This window comes from Streptomyces sp. NPDC046887, assembly GCF_040644755.1.
In the GTDB taxonomy this organism is placed as follows: domain Bacteria; phylum Actinomycetota; class Actinomycetes; order Streptomycetales; family Streptomycetaceae; genus Streptomyces; species Streptomyces lichenis.
The window spans coordinates 60,899-78,772 of the sequence record NZ_JBEYXH010000036.1; the positions used below are offsets into that span (position 1 = coordinate 60,899).

The following is a 17,874-nucleotide window of genomic DNA, read 5'->3' on the forward strand; positions in this document are numbered from 1 at the left end:
GCCGCTCAGCGCATGAGACGCGCGGGGGACGGGGCGGCCGGTGCATGGGCGGGGGACGGGGAAGGGACCGGGGCGCTCGGGGCCGGGGCGCTCGGGTCCGGGGCGGGGGCCGGTCCGCCCGTCTCCTGCCGGCGCGGCGGAACGACCGCCACCTCCACCTCCGCGCGGAAGCGGTACGGCCGGTGGTCCAGCAGCCCGCCGAGGGTGCGCCGCACCCGGGACATCTCCGCCCGCACCGTGACCGTACGGGACGGGTCGCCGAACACATCGCCGGCCAACTCCGCCGCCGACCGCCCGCCCGGGTGCCGCGCCAGTACGTGCAGCAGCTCCGCGTGGCGCGGGCTCAGCTCCTGTGCCCAGCCGCCCGCCGCCCCGGAGACCTCCACCCGCGCCCGGCCCGGACCGCCGAGGTCCAGCACCACCCGGGTCGCCGCCGCCGTCCGCTCGTCCTCCTCCACCACCCGTACCAGCCAGCCGCCCGGCAGCGGCTCCACCTCGCACAGCCCCAGCGGTGCCAGCCGCACCCGGCCCGCACCGAACGAGGGCGGCAGCGCCAGCCGGTCCACCGGCGCCAGACCGGTCAGCCCCGCCGTCCACCCGTGCCCGTCCACCGCCAGCGCCCGGCCGCCCACCCGGCACAGCACCGGCGCCGCCACCGCCCGCAGCCGGGCCAGCGCCCCGAAGTGCCGGTTGCGCAGCTCCGCCTCGGCCAGCCGGGCCACCGAGCCGACCAGCATCAGCGTCGCCGGATGCAGGGTGGCCAGCGGGCCGCTGACGTCCACCGCCCCCAGCAGCCGCCCGTCCCGGGGGTCGGTCACCGGAGCGCCCGCGCAGGTCCAGGCATGGTGGGTGGAGACGAAGTGCTCCGCCGAGTGCACCTGCACCGGCCGGCCGGTCACCAGCGCGGTGCCCACCCCGTTGGTCCCGACGACGCCCTCCGCCCAGTCCGCCCCGGGCGCGAAGCCGTGCCCGTCCGCCATCCGCAGCACCGCCGGATGCCCCTCCCGCCACAGCACCCGGCCCTCGGCGTCCGCCACCACCATGATGTGCCGCAGCCCGGTCCCGCCGGCCGCGCCCAGCCCCTGGCGCAGCAGCGGCAGCAGCCCCCGCAGCGGCGAGTCGGCCCGGCGCCGCTCCAGCTCCTGGGCCGTCAGCAGCCCCGTCCGATGGTCCCGGTCCGGGTCCAGCCCGGTGCGCAGCAGCCGCCGCCAGGAGTCGCGGATCTCCGCCCGCGGCGCCAACGCGGAAGCCCGCCCGCCCAGTTCGGCGTCGCGCACCCCCTTCAGCAGCAGCGCCGCCTCCCGCGCGTCCATCGCGGCGAGTGACGACATGTCGACGACGGCCCGCCCGGCCTTGCTCACGGTCCCCTCCCGGCTGCCGTGTCCGCCCGCGTCGGCGCGGCGGAGCACACCGGCCATTCTCCTCCCCGCCGGGGTGCCCGCCCACCACCCGCGCGCCACCCCTGCAACCCCTTGCAACCCTCGCGCCCGGGCCCGCCCCCGTACCAGAGTGGAGGCGTGCCGGCTCGCCGGTACGGCGGCGGGTTGGTGCCGTGTCGGCGCAGCACCACCCCGCCCGTCCGCCGGGGCGCGGGCCGCTACTGGACACCGGCCCGCGCCCCGCCCCGCGTCCGCTACGAGGACAGCTCCGGCCGGGCGCGCTCCACCACCGCCGCCAGGTCCAGGGTGTGCGGCAGGGTGCCGAAGGCCGCGCCCCAGTCACCGCCCAGCCGCGAGCCGCAGAACGCGTCCGCCACCGCGGAAGGCGCGTACCGCACCAGCAGTGAGCCCTGGAGCACCAGGGCCATCCGCTCCACCAGCCGCCGCGCCCGGCCCTCCGCGCCCTCCAGATCGGCCAGTTCGGTCAGCAGGTCCTTGACCGCCCCGTCCAGCCGGTGGTCCGCGCCGCGCGCCGCGCCCACCTCCCGGAGGTAGGCGTCCATCGCGGCCGGCTCCCGGCCCAGCGCCCGCAGCACATCCAGCGCCTGGACATTGCCCGAGCCCTCCCAGATGGAGTTCAGCGGCGCCTCGCGCAGCAGCCGGGGCATCCCGGACTCCTCCACATAGCCGTTGCCGCCCAGGCACTCCAGCGCCTCCGCGGCCACCGGGACGGCCCGCTTGGTCACCCAGTACTTCGCCGCCGGTACCGCGAGCCGCAGCAGCGCCCGCTCCCCGTCCGCAGCAGCGCCTTCGGAGTCATAGGCGGCCGCGAGGCGCAGGGCGAGCACGGTCGCCGCCTCCGACTCCAGCGCCAGGTCCGCCAGGACGTTGCGCATCAGCGGCTTGCCGATCAGCGGGCCGCCGAAGGCCGAGCGGTACGCCGCGTGGTGCACCGCCTGCGCCACCGCCTGCCGCATCAGCGCCGCCGAGCCCAGCACGCAGTCCAGCCGGGTCGCCGCCACCATCTCGATGATGGTCCGCACCCCGCGCCCCTCCTCGCCCACCCGGCGCGCCCAGGTCCCGTCGAACTCCACCTCGCTGGAGGCGTTCGAGCGGTTGCCCAGCTTGTCCTTCAGCCGCTGGATGCGGAAGGTGTTGCGGGTCCCGTCGTCCAGCACCCGGGGCACCAGGAAGCAGCTCAGCCCGCCCGGCGCCTGCGCCAGCACCAGGAAGGCGTCCGACATCGGCGCCGAGCAGAACCACTTGTGCCCGGTCAGCGCGTACTCCCCGTCGGCGGCGAGCGGGACGGCCCCGGTGGTGTTGGCCCGGACGTCGCTGCCGCCCTGCTTCTCCGTCATCCCCATCCCGAACAGCACCCCGGTCTTGGCGGCCGGGGCGGCCAGCTCCTCGCCCTCGTACACCTGCGAAGTCAGCTTCGGCTCCCAGAAGGCCGCCAGCTCCGGGTCCGCGCGCAGCGCCGGGACGGCCGCGTGGGTCATCGACAGCGGGCAGCCGTGCCCCGGCTCGGCCTGCGTCCACACCAGGAAACCGGCCGCCCGCCGGACATGGCCGCCCGGCCGGCCCCAGGCGTTGGTCAGCCCGTTGGTCACCGCGTGGCCCAGCAGCCGGTGCCAGGCCGGATGGAAGTCGACCTGGTCGATCCGGTTGCCGTAGCGGTCGTGTGTCCGGAGCACCGGCGGGTACGCGTTGGCCTGCGCGCCCCACTCCTGCGCCTGCGCCGAACCGGCGCTGGTCCCCAGGGTGGACAGCTCACCGAGCGCCTCGTCCAGCAGCCCCGGATCGAGGTGGCGCTCCACCGCCTCGGCGAGCGCGCGGTCGGAGCGGAAGACGTCGTACCCCACCAGGGGCGGGGCCTGGTTGGTCACTGTGTGGGTGGTGGTCGCCATGCGGATACGGTAAGGAGGTGCAGGCAGCGAACGAAACACCCCCGGGGGCGGGCAAGCCCACGGGCAGGCTCCACCGGGCCCGGGCCCTCTACCGCAACGTCTCGAAACGGACCCTTGCCTGGCTTCTCCTCAAGGACACCGTCAACTCGTGCATCGAGTACCGCATTCTGGGGCTCGCGGCCGAGGCCGCGTTCTTCACCCTGCTCTCGCTGCCGCCGCTGATGCTCGGTCTGCTCGGGCTGCTCGGCTACGTCGACGACTGGACCAACACCACCACCGTCGCATCCATCGAGGAGAACATCCTCCGGGCGGTCGGCACCGTGCTCTCCGACCGGGGCGTCAACGACATCGCCCGGCCCCTGCTGGAGGACGTCACCCAGGGCGGCCGGCCCGATGTCATCTCCATCGGCTTCGCCATCGCCCTGTGGTCCGGCTCCCGGGCGGTCAACGTCTTCATCGACACCATCACGGTGATGTACGGGCTGGACGGGCACCGCGGCATCGTCGCCACCCGGCTGCTCGCCTTCCTCCTCTATATCGTCGCCATGGTGATCGGCGCGGTGGTGCTGCCGCTGGCGGTGGTCGGCCCCGACCAGCTGGTGGAGTGGGTGCCGTACGGGCAGGAGGTGGTCAGCATCCTGTACTGGCCGGTGGTCATCCTGCTGTCGGTCGCCTTCCTCACCACGCTCTACCACGTGTCCGTGCCGGTGCGCTCCCCCTGGATCGAGGACGTCCCCGGCGCGCTGGTGGCGCTCGCCATGTGGGTGCTGGGCAGCGCCGGGCTGCGGGTGTACCTCACCAGCCAGGTCGAGGGCCCCACCATCTACGGCTCCCTGGCCGCGCCCATCGCGGTCCTGCTCTGGATAGGGATCTCCGCCTTCGCCGTGCTGGTGGGCGCCGCCGTCAACGCGGCCATCGACCGGGTCTGGCCGGCCGCCACCACCGCCGCCGCCCGCGCCGAGACCGAGCGGCTCCGCGCCGCCGAGGCCGCCATCGAGCTGGTCGCCCGGGCCAAGGCCGCGGCCGAGAGCCTGGACGAGGACGACCCCGACATGCCCTCCGAGTTCCCCGAGCGCTGGTCCCGCTTCCTGCCCCCCGAGGACGTCCGCGCCCGGCTGCACTACCAGCGCGAACGCGAGGCGGACGAGGAGGGCGGCCCCCGCCGCGGCGAACACGGCGACACGCCTTAGGGGTACGGGGCATCCACCCGCTTCCGGCGACGGGCGGTACGCGGCGGGCCCTGGCCCCGTACCGCCGCTGCGGTCGGGCGGCGAGGGCCCACGCCGTAGCCTGGACCGCGTGGTCTACGAGGAGCGCCCCGCCCTTCTCGACGGCGCCGTCGTCTGGGTGCACACCCCGGCCGGTCCGTCCGGCGGCGCGGTGCTGCCCGACGGGTGCATGGACCTGCTGTTCCACGACGGACGGCTGCTGGTGGCCGGCCCCGACACCGGCCCCCACCCCACCGGGGAGGCCGGTGCCGGCGCCTGGACCGGCGTCCGCTTCGCCCCCGGCGACGCCCCCGCCCTGCTCGGTGTCCCGGCGCACGTCCTGCGCGACCAGCGGGTGGAGCTGGCCGCGCTCTGGCCCGGCGGCCGGGTCCGGCGGCTCGCCGAGCGGATCGCCGCCGCCCCCGACCCGCCCGCCGCCCTGGAGGCGCTGGCCCTGCGGCTCGCCGCCGACGCGCCCCGCCCCGACCCGCTGACCCGCGCCGTCGCCCGGGCCCTCGCCCAGGGCCGTACCGTCGCCGGCACCGCCACCGCCGCCGGGCTCGGCGCCCGCCAACTGCACCGCCGCTGCCTGGACGCCTTCGGCTACGGCCCCAAGACCCTCGCCCGGGTGCTCCGGCTGCAACGCGCCCTCGCCCTGGTCCGCGCCGGCACCCCCTACGCCGAGGCCGCCCTCACCGCCGGCTGCGCCGACCAGGCCCATCTGGCCCGCGAGGTCCGCGCCCTGGCCGGGACGACCCTCACCGCGTACACGGCGACCGCGACCGGAGGGTGACCATCCGCCCCCGTCCCGTCCGCGCCCGCCCGTTCAGCTCCCCGGCTCTCCGGCGGCGGGCTCGCGGTCGGCGAAGAGGGACACGCCCATGCCGTCCGGATCGAGCACCACCGCGTAGCGCTGGCCCCATACGGCGTCCCAAGGGGCGAGGTGGCCGCCGCGGCCGGCGGCCAGCAGCTCCTCGTAGAGCGCGTCCACCGCCGCCGGGGTCGCGCAGCGGAAGGCGAGTCCGATCCGGTCGCCGCCCTGGGGGCGCTGCCAGCCCGGGTCGAAGGAGCCGATCACCTCCTCGGTGTCCCACAGCACCCGCATCCCGCCGGGCAGCACCGCCTCGACATGCGGCGCCTCCTCCGCCCCGGCCGGGATGTCCAGCCCCAACCGGCGGTAGAAGGCCAGGGAGGCCGCCAGGTCGGAGGTGACGATCCCGACGGCGTCGAGCACCGGTACGGTCGTACGGAGGTTTCCGGTCATCGCTGAACTGGTCGCTGAACTGGTCATGGCCCCACCGTAGGAGCCGCTCCGGGCGCGGGTCTTGAACGAATCGGACGCGGACGGGGGCGGCCCGGCAGGCGCGCATGGGCGGGCGGGCCCGCGCGGGCCACGGTGTAATGGGAGGACGACCATCCCCACCGCCCGGGGGCCGTGCGCCCCGTCCGCCCGGGCCGCACGCGGAGGGCCGACCATGGCGACGCGCCGCACCCCACCGCCCGCGCCCCGGCCCGCCCTCGGACGCCCCGCCGTGGCAGGGGGTGGCCGCGGTGCATGACACCACCGCGCTGCTGGTGGAACTCGGCGCGGTCATCCTCACCCTCGGCCTCATCGGCCGACTGGCCGGCCGGGTCGGGCTCTCCCCGATCCCGCTCTATCTGCTCGCCGGACTGGCCTTCGGGCAGGGCGGGCTGATGCCGCTCTATGCCAGTGAGGGCTTCGTCGCCGCCGGGGCCGAGATCGGCGTCATCCTGCTGCTGCTCATGCTCGGCCTGGAGTACAGCGCCTCCGATCTGGTCACCAGCCTGCGCACCCAGTACCCCTCCGGCCTGGTCGACCTGGTCCTCAACGCCACCCCCGGCGCCGTCGCCGCGCTGCTGCTGGGCTGGGGACCGGTCGGCGCGGTCGCCCTGGCCGGCGTGACCTGGATCTCGTCCTCCGGCGTGATCGCCAAGGTCCTCACCGACCTCGGCCGCCTGGGCAACCGGGAGACCCCCGTCATCCTCGGCGTGCTGGTCATCGAGGACCTCTCGATGGCCCTCTATCTGCCGCTGCTCACCGCGCTGCTCGCCGGGGTCGGCCTCGCCGGCGGCGGGGTGGCGCTCGCCATCGCCCTCGGCACGGTCGGCGCCGTGCTGTACGTGGCACTCCGCCACGGCCGCCTCATCAGCCGGGCCGTCTCCTCCGACGACCCGGAGATGCTGCTGCTCGTCGTGGTCGGTCTGACCGTGCTGGTCGCCGGGATCGCCCAGCGGCTCCAGGTGTCGGCCGCGGTCGGCGCGTTCCTCGTCGGCATCGCGCTCTCCGGGGAGGTCGCCGAAGGGGTGCGGCGCCTGCTCAGCCCGCTGCGGGACCTGTTCGCCGCGGTGTTCTTCGTCTTCTTCGGGCTGTCCACCGACCCGGCGGCCATCCCGCCGGTGCTGGTGCCCGCGCTGCTGCTGGCCGCCGTCACCGCCGCCACCAAGATCGCCACCGGCTGGTACGCGGCGCGGCGGGCGGGCATCGGCGGACGCGGCCGGCTGCGGGCCGGCGGAGCACTGGTCGCCCGGGGCGAGTTCTCCGTGGTCATCGCCGGCCTGGCCGCCGCCACCGAGCCCCGGATCGGCCCGCTCGCCACCGCCTATGTCCTCCTGCTGGTCCTCCTCGGGCCGCTGACCGCCCGCTGGGCCGGCAGTGGGACGGCACGCCGTGGCCGGTCGCGCGGCCGGGGGCTGGGACGCCGTCGCCGGTCGCCGGACCGGCGCTCCGGTGCGCGGGACGACCCGGCCTCCTCGGAGGAGTCGGCCGCCGCCCGGTAGGCGCCGCGGGTCCGTACGCGCGGGGAGGACGAGACCCCCACCCCCGTACCCATCCCCCTGACGTGCTCAAGCGTCCGCGAGGACGGTGAGCAGCCGGGCCACCTCCGCCGCCACCGCGTCCCGCGCCGGACCCAGGTACCGCCGGGGGTCCACGAGGTCCGGCGACTCGTCCAGCCGGTCCCGTACGGTGCGGGTGAAGACGCCGTTGAGGTGCGTCGAGATGTTGACCTTCACCATCCCGGCGGCCACGGCCTGGGCGAGGCCGTCGTCACCGACACCCGAGGAGCCGTGCAGGACGAGGGGGATGTCCAGCGAGTCCCTGAGCCGGCCGATCAACGCGAAGTCGAGCGCGGCGTCACGGGTGAGCATGGCGTGCGAGCTGCCCACGGCGACGGCCAGGGCGTCGACGGCCGTCAGCGTGGCGAACGCGCGGGCCTCGTCCGGATCGGTGCGCACGCCGGGGGCGTGCGCACCGTCCTTGCCGCCCACCTCGCCCAGCTCCGCCTCGACCCAGACATCGGCCCGGTGGCAGTACTCGGTGATGGCGCGCGTCTCGGCGACGTTGGCCTCGTAGGGCAGCCGGGACGCGTCGAACATGACGGAGGTGAAACCGAGTCCGACGGCCTCGCGGACGAGCGCCGGGGACTCGGCGTGGTCGAGGTGGACGGCCACCGGCACCGCGGCCGCGCGGGCGACGGCGAGGACCGCCTGCCCGATCGGGGCGAGCGAGCCGTGGTAGCGCGCGGTGTTCTCGCTGACCTGCAGGATGACCGGCAGGGCCGCGCGCTCCGCACCGGCGGCGATGGCCTCGGCGTGCTCCAGTTGTACGACGTTGAACGCTCCGACGCCGTGGCCGGCGTCGCGCGCCGGGCCGACGATGTCGTCGGTCGGGGTGAGAGGCATGGAAGGACTCCCCAGGTGGTGATGGGTCGGGAGGTGGGAGGGCGGGACGTGGGTGCCGGGCCGCTCCCGGCGGGTGGTGGAGGAAGGGCCGGGTCAGGCGGCCGCGCTGCCCAGGACCACCGAGCGGGTGAGGTTGCGGGGGCGGTCGGGGTCGTAGCCGCGCGCGTGGGCTGCGTGCACGGCGAGCCGCTGGGCGGTGGTCAGGTCGGCGAGCGGGTCGAGGGCGCCGGCCTCGTCGGTCGACGCGGCGGCGAAGTGGCCCCCGACCCGTTCGACCTCGTCACCGAGCCCGCGCGGGGCGGGGCCGAACAGCCAGGTGGCGCGGCCGGGTCCGGTGATGCTGATCGGGCCGTGGCGGTACTCCATGGCGGGGTACGCCTCGGTCCAGGCCCCGGCCGCCTCGCGCATCTTCAGGCCCGCTTCGAGCGCGAGCCCGTAGGTCCATCCGGTACCCAGGAAGGTGATCTGCTCGGCGCCGCTCAGCCGGGGGTCGAGGGGGAGGGCGAGCGCGCGCCGGGCGTCCCGTACGGCCGTCTCGACCCTACGGACTCCGGCGGGCAGCGCCCGCTCCGCCTCCAGGTGCGCCCGCAGCAGCACGAGCGACGTGGTGGCGAACCGGGTCTGCACCACCGAGTCCTCGTCGGCGAAGTCGAGTACGGCGACGGCGTCGGCGGCGTCCATGACGGGCGTGGCCGGGTCCGCGGTGATGGCGCCGGTGGGCACGGAGCCCTTGATCCCGGCCAGCAGGTGCAGGACTTCGGTGGTGGTGCCGGACCGGGTGATGGCCAGCACGCGGTCGTAGCCCCGGCCGGTCCGGAACTCGGAGGCGGCGAACGCGTCCGTCTCACCGTGCCCGCCGCCCTCGCGCAGTTCGGCGTAGGCGTGGGCCATGAACCAGGAGGTGCCGCAGCCGACCACGGCGACCCGCTCCCCGCGCCGGGGGAACACGTCCGGGTATGCGCTGACGGAGCCGGCCGCTCGCGTCCAGGTGTCGGGCTGGGAGGCGATCTCCGCGGAGGTACGGCTGGCTTCGAAGACGGTCACGCTGGCTCCATGTGGGTGCGGGTGCGGGTGCGGGTGCGGTGGGGTGAAGGGGGCGGGGTGGGTGGCCGGTACGGCCGGCGGGTGCGGGTGACGGGAGGGCGGTCATCGGGGCCGGGTCGTGGGTTCCGCGGAGGCCGCCCCGGAGGTCACGGAGGTCACAGAGGTCACAGAAGTCACGGAGACCCCTCGGCGGAGCCGTTGGTAGACGGCGGGGTCGACCTCGCCGGCGACCGGGCAGGGCACCGCGGCGGCGGACAGGGCGACGGCCCGGCGCAGGATCTCCGGCCAGTCGGCGCCGGTCTCCAGCCCGATCGCCAGCGCGGCGACACAGGCGTCCCCGGCGCCGGTCGGATTGCCGGCGAGCCGTTCCGGGGGCGTGGCCCGCCAGCTGCCGTCGGCGGTGAGCGCGAGCAGGCCGTCGGCACCCGCCGAGGCGACGACCGCCCGGGCCCCGCGCGCCCGCAGTGCGGCGGCACCCCGAGCGAGACCGCTCTGGCCCGTAGCCGCCTCGATCTCGGGGGCGTTGGGCTTGATCACGTCGGGCCGGGCGGGCAGGGCGCGCAGCAGCGCGGGGCCGCTGGTGTCGAGCACCGTGGCCACTCCGGCCGCCGCGGCGGTGCGGATCAGCGGAGCGTACGCGTCGGTGGGCAGCCCCGGCGGCAGGCTGCCGCTGAACACCGCGACCCGCACCCCGGCGAGCAGCGAGGCGAAGTGGCCGCGGAAGCGCTCCCACTCCTCGGACGCGACCTGCGGCCCGCGGCCGTTGAACACGGTGGCGTCGCCGTCGTCGCGGGACACCACGGCCAGGGTGCGCCGGGAGTCGCCGGCCACCTCCGTGAACGCCTCCCGAAGGCGCGGGATGCGCAGACCGTCGCGGATCAGCCGGCCGGTGCGGCCGCCCACCAGACCCGTGACCAGCACGTCGTGCCCGAGCAGGGCGAGCACCCGGGCGACGTTGACCCCTTTGCCACCCGCGCGTTCGTGCTCGGCGGCGACCCGGTGCGAGGTGCGCGGCCGCAGGCTGTCCACGTCCCAGGTGGTGTCCAGGGCGGCGTTGAGGGTGACGGTGAGTATCACGAGGCCAGGGCTCCGGTCCGGGTGGACGCCGAGGGACGCCCGGCCGCCTGCCAGCCGAGCAGACCGGCGCCGAAGCACCCGGCCCGCTCGCCGAGTTCGGCCCGCAGGAGCGCGGGGCGGCGCTGGAAGCCGAGTCGTTCGTCGAGCCCGCTCCGTACCGGGTCCAGCAGTAGCGGGCCCGCCTCGGCGAGACCGCCGCCGAGCACGATCACCTCCGGTGCGAGCAGCGTCGTCGCGGTCGCCAGGGCGTCGGCCAGGGCCTTTGCCGCCTGCGCCCACACCGCTCGCGCCACCGCGTCACCCCGGGTGGCGAGGGCGGCGACGTCCGCGGCGCCGGACACCGTCCGCCCGGTCCGTTCGGTGTAGGCGTGCACGATGGCGGCCGCGGACGCCACGGTCTCCAGGCAGCCGCTGCCCCCGCAGGTGCAGAGGCGCCGCCCGGACGGGACCGGGACATGGCCGAGTTCGCCGGCGTATCCGGCGGACCGGACCAGCTCGCCGTCGCACACCAGCGCCGCGGCGATGCCGGTGCCGATGGCGACGAAGAGGGCGTTCCGTGCTCCTCGGGCCGCGCCGAGGCCGCATTCGGCCGCGCCGCCCGCGCGCACGTCATGCCCCAGGGTGACGGGCAGACCGGTACGGGAACCGAGGAGGGCGGCCAGCGGGAGGTCCCGCCACCCGATGTTCGCCGACCAGACGGCCGTCTGCGTCCCCTCGTCGACGATTCCGGGGACGACCACACCGGCCTGGCGCACCGTCAGCCGCTGCCCGGTGGCGATCTCGTCCAGGGTGCGCAGGGCGGCGGCGATCGCGTCGACCACCGCGTCCGGCCCCTCGGCACTCGGGGTGCTCCTGCGCACGCTTCCCCGGGGACGCAGGTCGTGGTCGAGGACCATCCCCTTGATGCCCGTGCCGCCGACATCGAGACCGAGGACACAGGACCGCGCTTCGGAGTCATCGAACACCGGGGCTGTTTGCTTGAACATGCTTACTCAGCTTCCATAGTGAGCAAATCCTTGCAACTTGGTTGGTGGAAGTATGCGCGGCATGTCGTACTGCGTCCAGGGGGAACAGCAGGTGACTTCGGCAGACGCCGGAGGAACGCCCCGTTCGCCGTCTGCGCGTTGGCGCAGAGTTACGATCAACCCCGCGCAGACCTACCGAGGAGCACATGCACCGCCGGGCGCGGGACGTTCGCCCTCACTGCGCGCGGCAGAGGCGTTCACAGGTCCGAGGGGATACGGCGCATGTCCAAGCAGAAGCGGTGGAGCGAGCTGTTGGAGCTGCTCGCGGTCGACGGCACGCTGGATGTCGAGAAGGCCGCGGCCTCGGTGGCGGTGTCCCCCGCGACCATCCGCCGCGACCTCGACGAACTGGCCGAGCAGCGGCTGCTCATCCGCACGCGGGGCGGGGCCATCGCGCACGGCGTCTCCTACGAGCTGCCGCTGCGCTACAAGTCCTCGCGCCATGTCCCCGAGAAGCAGCGCATCGCGAACGCGGTGGCGGACCTGGTGGGGGAGGCGGACATCGCGGTGGGCCTCAACGGCGGCACCACCACCACGGAGGTGGCCCGTGCCCTGGCGCTGCGGGCCGCCGCGGTCGCCGCGGAGCGCCAGGGACCCTCGGCCGGGCAGGTGTTCACCGTCGTGACCAACGCGCTGAACATCGCCGGCGAGCTGGCGGTGCGCCCGCAGTTCAGGGTGGTGGTGACCGGCGGCGTGGCCCGCGCCCAGACCTACGAACTGGTCGGCCAGCTCACCGAGGGGGTGCTCAACCAGGTGGTGCTCGACGTGGCGGTGCTCGGCGTCGACGGTGTGGACCCGCAACTGGGCGTGATGACCCACCACGAGGGCGAGGCGGGCATCAGCAGGCTCTTCGCCGAGCGCGCCCGGAAGGTGATCATCGCGGCGGACTCGTCCAAGATGGGCAAGCGCGCGTTCGCCAGGATCTGCGGCCTGGACCGGGTGGACGTGCTCGTCACCGACTCCGGGGTCGGCCCCGACATGGCCGCCCGGCTCACCGAGGCAGGGATCGAGGTCATCCGCGTCTGAGAGCGGCCGCCGCCCCCGCCCTCCGGGGCCCCGCCCGCGCCGACGGCGCCCGCCCCCCCCGGGCCTCCCGGCCGAGCGGTGGCCGCCCCCGCCAGCCGCTCCGGCCCCCCGCCGCGTACGGGCCCCGTCCCCGCTCACGCCGGGGTGGCCGGGCCCGAGACGCCCCTCCCCGCCACTGACCGCGCACCCGCCGCACCGCCTCCACCGCGAGATCCCCACCACTCGGCCGCCCACAGCGCCTTCGCGCCCGGCCCCCTGCGGCCAGGCCCGCCCGGCCCCTCTCGTGCCCGGCCGCCTCAGCTGCCTGCGCCCGACCTCCCCGGGCCCGGCCCGCCTCCCTTCCCCGCGCCCCGGCTCCCGCACGTGCCGCTGGGCCGCGCTTCGGTCCTGTCCTGGTCGGACCCCGCCCTCACCGGCCGGCCGACACCTCTCCGGCCGACTTTCTGTCCGAGAGGTCTGGTTCTCCGCTGGCCTCCTCGTGTTTACTTCCTCCGCAACGGCTGCTCAGAAATGAGCGAAAGAAGGCTCCATGGTGCAACTCGGCGCATGAGGTCTTCCTGCTGCGGATCCCCGACCCATGAGGCCGCGTCGCTCGACCGGCAAGGACACAAGGCGGTAGTCACGATGAACCGAAGGTTGCTCTCGGTGGCCTGTATCTGCGCCGTCGGCGCGCTCACCCTGACGTCGTGCGGCGGTGGCGGGGGCACGGCGGACGCGGACGGCGTGGTGACGCTGCGGCTGGTCGCTGCCGACTACGGCGACAAGGCGTCCAACAGCTCGACGGCCTACTGGGAGGACGTCTCCCGGCGCTTCACCGCCGCCCACCCGAAGATCAAGGTCGATGTCCAGGTCATCAACTGGAACGACATCGACGCACAGGTCAAGACCATGATCCAGAGCGGCAACGTCCCGGACGTCCTGCAGACCGGCGGCTACGCCGACAAGGTCGCCGACGACCTGCTGTACAAGGCGGACGAGGTGCTGTCGGAGCAGACCCGCGCCAATCTGATCGACAGCTTCGCGAAGGCCGGCGAGGTGGACGGCACGCAGTACGGCATCCCGTTCGTCTCCTCGGCGCGGGCCTTCTTCTACAACAAGGCGGTGTTCGCCAAGGCGGGCGTCACCAAGGTGCCCGGGAGCTGGGCCGAGCTGAAGGCCGCCGCCGAGAAGATCAAAGCGGAGGTGCCGGGAGTGACCCCGTACGCGCTGCCCCTCGGCCCGGAGGAGGCGCAGGGCGAGTCGCTGATCTGGGAGCTGGGCAACGGCGGCGGGTTCACCGACGCGAAAGGCGCGTACACCCTCGACAGCCCGGCCAACGTCGAGTCGTTCGGCTGGCTGAAGTCCCACCTCGTCCAGCCGGGCCTGACCTACGCCAACCCCGCGACCACGGACCGCAAGACGGCGTTCGCGGACTTCGCCGCCGGCAAGGCCGCGATGCTCAACGGCCATCCCTCGCTCATCCAGATGTCGAAGGACGGCAAGATCGACTACGGCGTGGCGCCCATCCCCGGGAAGAGCGGCGCGCTGAAGTCCACCCTCGGCGTCGCCGACTGGATGATGGCCTTCAAGGACAACGGCAACAGGGAACAGGTGCGCACGTTCCTCGACTTCGCGTACTCCAAGGAGAACACGCTGAAGTTCGACGAGACGTACAACCTGATGCCGGTCACCGAGGACACGCTCCAGGAGATGACCGGCAACGGCCGGCACAAGGACCTCCAGCCCTTCTTCGAGCTGCTGCCCAACGCCGTCTTCTACCCCCTGGGCGACACCGCCTGGGACGCCGTGTCCGCCGAGATCAAGAAGAGCGGCGGCACGGCCGTGCAGGACCCCGCCACGACCCTGGCCGAGTTGCAGAAGAAGGCCGAGGACACGGTCTCCGACCAGTAGCCCCGCGTACCGCACCGTCACGGAAGGCACCCTCGTGTCCACTTCTTCCACCGCCGGGCCCGGTCGCAGGGGCCGGGGGCTCCTGGCCCGGCTGGGGCCGCTGCCCTGGATCGGACCGGCCGTCGCGCTCATCGCGCTCGTCGTCCTCTGGCCCGTCTACGAGATGGTCCGCACCTCGTTCCTGAGGATCAGCAGCAGCGGATTCGTCCGGGGGTCGGCCGGATTCGACAAGTACCGGCAGCTGTTCGACGAGCCGTCGCTGCCGTCGGTCGTCCTCTCCACCGTCATCTGGACCGTGGTGGTGGTCGCCACCACCATGGTGGTCTCGCTGGCGCTGGCCCAGCTGTTCAACCAGCGCTTCCCCGGCCGCCGCGTCACCCGGTGGGCGCTCATCGCCCCCTGGGCCGCCTCGGTCGTGATGACCGCCATCGGCTTCACGTGGATGCTCAACCAGACCGCCGGCGTGCTGAACACGCTGATGACCGACCTGGGGCTGATCGACGCCCCGAAGGACTGGCTGGGCGACCCCTCGACGGCCTGGCCCTGGATGATGTTCGTCGCCGTCTTCGTGTCCCTGCCGTTCACCACCTACACCCTGCTCGCGGGACTGCAGACCGTCCCCGGGGAGGTCTACGAGGCGGCCCGGGTGGACGGCGCGAGCCCCTGGCAGACGTATCTGCGCATCACGCTCCCGCTGCTGCGGCCCGCGTTCCTGGTCGGCGTGGTCATCAACCTCATCAACGTCTTCAACTCGTTCCCCGTCATCTGGAGCATGACCCGGGGCGGCCCGGACAGCGACACCGCCACCACCACCGTGTTCATGTACCAGCTCAAGAACTCCGACATCGGGCAGTCCGCGGCCATGTCCGTGGTGAACTTCGCCCTCGTGGTGGTCATGGTCGGCGTCTTCCTCAAGGTCAGCCGCTGGAACCAGGAGGAGACCTGATGGCCCAGCACACCCTCGCCCCCGTCAAGGCCGGCGGGCCCGCCCGGTCTCCGGGCCGCCCGTCCGGCGGCAGGCCGCCCGCGGCCCCGCGCCGCCCCCGGACACCGCGCCCGCGCACCCTGCTGGTGGCCGGCTGCGCCTGGCTGCTGGCGGCCGTCTTCCTGCTGCCCTACGCGGAGATGGTGATCACCGCGCTGCGGCCGGCCCACGAACTGCGCGACGCCGGGTATCTGCCCGGTGAGTTCCGGTGGGAGAACTTCGTCAACGTCTGGCGCGAGTCCCACCTCGGGGACAACCTCCGGGTGACGCTGCTGGTGGCCGGGGGATCCACCCTGCTCGTCCTGCTGGTGGCCGTCCCCGCCGCGTACTACACCGCGCGCATACGGTTCCGGGGCCGCAAGCTGTTCCTCCTGCTGGTGCTGGTCACCCAGATGTTCCAGCCCACCTCCCTGCTGGTCGGCCTCTACCGCGAGTTCTACCAGCTGGGCATGCTCAACTCCGTGTGGACCCTGATCCTGTGCAACGCGGCCTTCAACCTGGCCTTCGCGATCTGGATCCTCACCGCCTACTTCGCCTCCATCCCCGAGGCCCTGGAGGAGTCGGCGATGATCGACGGGCTGAGCCGGGGCGGGGCACTGCTGCGGATCACCCTGCCGCTCGCGGTGCCCGGGGTGGTCACGGCGATGATCTTCACCTTCATCGCGGCCTGGAACGAGTTCGTCATGGGGCTCACCCTCTCCACCGTCCCGGAGAGCCAGCCGCTGACCGTCGGCATCAACAGCTTCATCGGCAACTACACGGTGCAGTGGAACTACCTGTTCGCCGGCTCGGTCATCGCCATCGTCCCGGTCGTCATCCTCTTCGCCCTCATCGAGCGCAAGGTCGTCTCCGGTCTCACCGCCGGATCCGTCAAGTAGCGCTCCCCGTCGCCCGCCCCCGCCGTCCCCCCCCCGGAGCGCCGGCCACCCGCCCACGGGAGGCGGCGGCCGGAAGCCGGCGCCCGGAGGGCGGGACCGTGCTGGCCCTGCAGGTGGGCGCCGTCCACATCACGGGCTGCGCCGTCGACCCGGGCGGGGCGGTCCGCGAGCGGGCACGCTGGTTCACCCGCCCGGAGCGGGGGCCGGACGCCGTGCTGGACAGCGTCCTCGGCTGCGCCGCCACCCTCGCCGACCGCTGGCGTCCCACCGCCGCGGGCATCGTCCTGCCCGGCGCCGTGGACGAGGTGTCCGGGCGGGCGGTACGCGCCACCGCTCTGGGCTGGCACGGGACACCGGTCGGGGACTGGGCGGCCGAGCACCTGGATCTGCCCGTCGCCGTCGGCCACGACGGACGCACCGCCGCGCTGGCGGAAGCGCGTGACGGGGCCGGCCGGGACTGCCCCGACTTCCTGTCCGTCTCGGTCGGCGACGGCGTGGCCGCCGCGCTGGTGGTAGGCGGACGGATCGTGCGGGCCGGGCCCCCGGAGGCGGACGAACTCGGCCACACCGTCGTACGGCCCGGGGGCGAGCCCTGCCACTGCGGTGGCCGCGGCTGTCTGGAAGCCGTCGCCTCCGGCGCGGCCGTCAGCCGTCGCTATGCCCGCGCCACCTCCTGGCGGGGGCTCAGCGCCCGCGAGGTGTACCACCGGGCCGACGCCGGGGACGCCGCCGCCCTCGCGATCCGGGCCGAGGCCCTGGACGCCCTGGCCGACGCGGTGGCGCCGGTGGTGGGCCGCCACCGGCCCGAGCGGCTGGTCCTCGGCGTTGGGCCGGCCGAGGCGGGGGCCTCGTGCGTCCCGCCCCTCCGCGCCGCCCTCGCGGCCCGGCTGACCGGGCAGGACGTGCCCGACCTCCGTCCGGCGCGCTTCGGCGACGGATCGGCGTGCGTGGGGGCGGCGCTGCTGGCCCGGGACCTGGGGCGGGTACGGGCGGCGGGGCAGGGCGCAGGTCCGCTCGGCGGCGGCAGCTGACGAACGATCAACCATGCGCTGGTCGCCCCGGCGAGGCCGACGCCTCGCCGCAGTCGTCTCAGTCTGCCGCTCCTCCGGCATGGCGAACCACTGGTTCTCCCTGGCGTCCGAGGGCAGCGGTGCCACGCCCGCCCCAGGGAACACCGAGGGCCTCGACCGAAGCGGTCGAGGCCCTCGATGCGACCCGTGGTTCAGCCGCGGACGATGTTCTCCGCCTGCGGGCCCTTCTGCCCCTGGGTGATGTCGAACGTGACGGTCTCACCCTCCTGCAGCTCGCGGTATCCGTTGCCGGAGATGTTGCTGTAGTGGGCGAAGACGTCCGGGCCGCCGCCCGCCTGCTCGATGAAGCCGAAGCCCTTCTCCGCGTTGAACCACTTGACGGTGCCGCTGGCCATGCGATGTTCCTTTGGTAGCGCCGGGCCACACAGACCCGGCGAAATGAGACAGTGAGCGCTCCGACACGGTCGGAGGCTGGTCATCACGCTACCCTGCCGCCCGCCTTCGACACGCTGCCGGGACGCATCAGGTGCCATGAGGTCGCCGTCGGACCCGGTCGGCCGGGAGTTTCGGGCGCCGGAAACCGCGACGGCGCCCGGCCGGGGAGCGGTTCCCGGCCGGGCGCCGCGAGGTGGGTCACCCAGGGTTCAGAGGATGTCGACGAGGACCTTGCTGATGTCGATGGGGATCGACAGCTTGTTGACGTAGGTGTCGACGGTGGCGAC

16 protein-coding genes are annotated in these 17,874 nt (G+C 74.4%); 8 read left to right on the forward strand and 8 right to left on the reverse strand.

Features of this window, described 5'->3' with window-relative positions:
• Positions 1-5: 5 nt before the first annotated feature.
• Together ABZ945_RS26510 and ABZ945_RS26515 are read right to left on the reverse strand one after the other, a co-directional pair.
• The gene (locus ABZ945_RS26510; protein ID WP_361274333.1) at positions 6-1,331 is read right to left on the reverse strand and encodes a GAF domain-containing protein; all 1,326 of its coding nucleotides are present in this window, start codon (positions 1,329-1,331) and stop codon (positions 6-8) included.
• Positions 1,332-1,633: 302 nt separating this feature from the next.
• Positions 1,634-3,286 carry an acyl-CoA dehydrogenase family protein gene (locus ABZ945_RS26515; protein WP_361274281.1) on the reverse strand — a complete coding sequence of 551 codons (1,653 nt, stop codon included), beginning with the start codon at positions 3,284-3,286 and terminating at the stop codon, positions 1,634-1,636.
• Between the two features lie 17 nt (positions 3,287-3,303).
• On the opposite strand from ABZ945_RS26515, the gene ABZ945_RS26520 reads away from it, so the two are divergent.
• Both ABZ945_RS26520 and ABZ945_RS26525 read left to right on the forward strand, forming a co-directional pair.
• Positions 3,304-4,476 carry a YihY/virulence factor BrkB family protein gene (locus tag ABZ945_RS26520; RefSeq protein ID WP_361274283.1) on the forward strand — a complete coding sequence of 391 codons (1,173 nt, stop codon included), beginning with the start codon at positions 3,304-3,306 and terminating at the stop codon, positions 4,474-4,476.
• Positions 4,477-4,585: 109 nt separating this feature from the next.
• Positions 4,586-5,287 (forward strand): helix-turn-helix domain-containing protein, encoded by a 702-nt coding sequence (locus ABZ945_RS26525; protein WP_361274286.1) that lies wholly within the window; start codon positions 4,586-4,588, stop codon positions 5,285-5,287.
• Positions 5,288-5,320: 33 nt separating this feature from the next.
• On the opposite strand, the gene ABZ945_RS26530 is transcribed toward ABZ945_RS26525, so the two are convergent.
• Entirely contained in the window at positions 5,321-5,785 is a 465-nt protein-coding gene (locus ABZ945_RS26530) for a VOC family protein (RefSeq protein WP_361274290.1), read from the reverse strand.
• A gap of 260 nt (positions 5,786-6,045) precedes the next feature.
• On the opposite strand from ABZ945_RS26530, the gene ABZ945_RS26535 reads away from it, so the two are divergent.
• Complete coding sequence (locus tag ABZ945_RS26535; RefSeq protein WP_361274293.1) at positions 6,046-7,293, forward strand: cation:proton antiporter; 1,248 nt, start codon at positions 6,046-6,048, stop codon at positions 7,291-7,293.
• Positions 7,294-7,359: 66 nt separating this feature from the next.
• Here the strand turns inward: ABZ945_RS26535 and ABZ945_RS26540 are convergent, their stop codons facing one another.
• The 4 genes from ABZ945_RS26540 to ABZ945_RS26555 all read right to left on the reverse strand — a co-directional run bounded on the left by ABZ945_RS26540 (position 7,360) and on the right by ABZ945_RS26555 (position 11,303).
• Positions 7,360-8,196 carry a ketose-bisphosphate aldolase gene (locus ABZ945_RS26540; RefSeq protein WP_361274296.1) on the reverse strand — a complete coding sequence of 279 codons (837 nt, stop codon included), beginning with the start codon at positions 8,194-8,196 and terminating at the stop codon, positions 7,360-7,362.
• A gap of 93 nt (positions 8,197-8,289) precedes the next feature.
• Positions 8,290-9,240, reverse strand: coding sequence for a sugar isomerase (locus ABZ945_RS26545; protein WP_361274299.1), 951 nt, complete (start codon positions 9,238-9,240; stop codon positions 8,290-8,292).
• 102 nt (positions 9,241-9,342) lie between these two features.
• Positions 9,343-10,317, reverse strand: coding sequence for a 1-phosphofructokinase family hexose kinase (locus tag ABZ945_RS26550; RefSeq protein ID WP_361274301.1), 975 nt, complete (start codon positions 10,315-10,317; stop codon positions 9,343-9,345).
• Positions 10,314-11,303, reverse strand: coding sequence for an ROK family protein (locus ABZ945_RS26555; RefSeq protein WP_361274304.1), 990 nt, complete (start codon positions 11,301-11,303; stop codon positions 10,314-10,316). Before ABZ945_RS26555 ends, ABZ945_RS26550 begins: the two co-directional genes overlap by 4 nt.
• A gap of 261 nt (positions 11,304-11,564) precedes the next feature.
• Here ABZ945_RS26555 and ABZ945_RS26560 point away from each other — a divergent pair, with 261 nt between their 5' ends.
• The 5 genes from ABZ945_RS26560 to ABZ945_RS26580 all read left to right on the forward strand — a co-directional run bounded on the left by ABZ945_RS26560 (position 11,565) and on the right by ABZ945_RS26580 (position 17,152).
• On the forward strand, positions 11,565-12,368 hold the full coding sequence (locus ABZ945_RS26560; protein ID WP_361274307.1) for a DeoR/GlpR family DNA-binding transcription regulator: 804 nt from the start codon (positions 11,565-11,567) through the stop codon (positions 12,366-12,368).
• 624 nt (positions 12,369-12,992) lie between these two features.
• A complete protein-coding gene (locus ABZ945_RS26565) occupies positions 12,993-14,258 on the forward strand; it encodes an extracellular solute-binding protein (protein ID WP_361274310.1) in 1,266 nt (421 codons plus the stop codon).
• A gap of 34 nt (positions 14,259-14,292) precedes the next feature.
• The gene (locus ABZ945_RS26570) at positions 14,293-15,204 is read left to right on the forward strand and encodes a sugar ABC transporter permease (protein ID WP_361274313.1); all 912 of its coding nucleotides are present in this window, start codon (positions 14,293-14,295) and stop codon (positions 15,202-15,204) included.
• Positions 15,204-16,121: a carbohydrate ABC transporter permease gene (locus ABZ945_RS26575; protein WP_361274316.1), complete on the forward strand. Its 918-nt coding sequence runs from the start codon at positions 15,204-15,206 to the stop codon at positions 16,119-16,121. Before ABZ945_RS26570 ends, ABZ945_RS26575 begins: the two co-directional genes overlap by 1 nt.
• Positions 16,122-16,219: 98 nt before the next feature.
• Positions 16,220-17,152 (forward strand): ROK family protein, encoded by a 933-nt coding sequence (locus tag ABZ945_RS26580; RefSeq protein ID WP_361274319.1) that lies wholly within the window; start codon positions 16,220-16,222, stop codon positions 17,150-17,152.
• A gap of 191 nt (positions 17,153-17,343) precedes the next feature.
• On the opposite strand, the gene ABZ945_RS26585 is transcribed toward ABZ945_RS26580, so the two are convergent.
• On the reverse strand, positions 17,344-17,547 hold the full coding sequence (locus ABZ945_RS26585; RefSeq protein WP_248636847.1) for a cold shock domain-containing protein: 204 nt from the start codon (positions 17,545-17,547) through the stop codon (positions 17,344-17,346).
• Positions 17,548-17,874: the final 327 nt, after the last annotated feature.

Coding starts and splice junctions, on each gene's coding strand:
- ABZ945_RS26510 (WP_361274333.1), bottom strand. CDS start 1,331: ATGTCGTCACTCGCCGCGATGGACGCGCGGGAGGCGGCGCTGCTGCTG.
- ABZ945_RS26515 (WP_361274281.1), bottom strand. CDS start 3,286: ATGGCGACCACCACCCACACAGTGACCAACCAGGCCCCGCCCCTGGTG.
- ABZ945_RS26530 (WP_361274290.1), bottom strand. CDS start 5,785: ATGACCAGTTCAGCGACCAGTTCAGCGATGACCGGAAACCTCCGTACG.
- ABZ945_RS26540 (WP_361274296.1), bottom strand. CDS start 8,196: ATGCCTCTCACCCCGACCGACGACATCGTCGGCCCGGCGCGCGACGCC.
- ABZ945_RS26555 (WP_361274304.1), bottom strand. CDS start 11,303: ATGTTCAAGCAAACAGCCCCGGTGTTCGATGACTCCGAAGCGCGGTCC.
- ABZ945_RS26560 (WP_361274307.1), top strand. CDS start 11,565: ATGTCCAAGCAGAAGCGGTGGAGCGAGCTGTTGGAGCTGCTCGCGGTC.
- ABZ945_RS26565 (WP_361274310.1), top strand. CDS start 12,993: ATGAACCGAAGGTTGCTCTCGGTGGCCTGTATCTGCGCCGTCGGCGCG.
- ABZ945_RS26575 (WP_361274316.1), top strand. CDS start 15,204: ATGGCCCAGCACACCCTCGCCCCCGTCAAGGCCGGCGGGCCCGCCCGG.
- ABZ945_RS26585 (WP_248636847.1), bottom strand. CDS start 17,547: ATGGCCAGCGGCACCGTCAAGTGGTTCAACGCGGAGAAGGGCTTCGGC.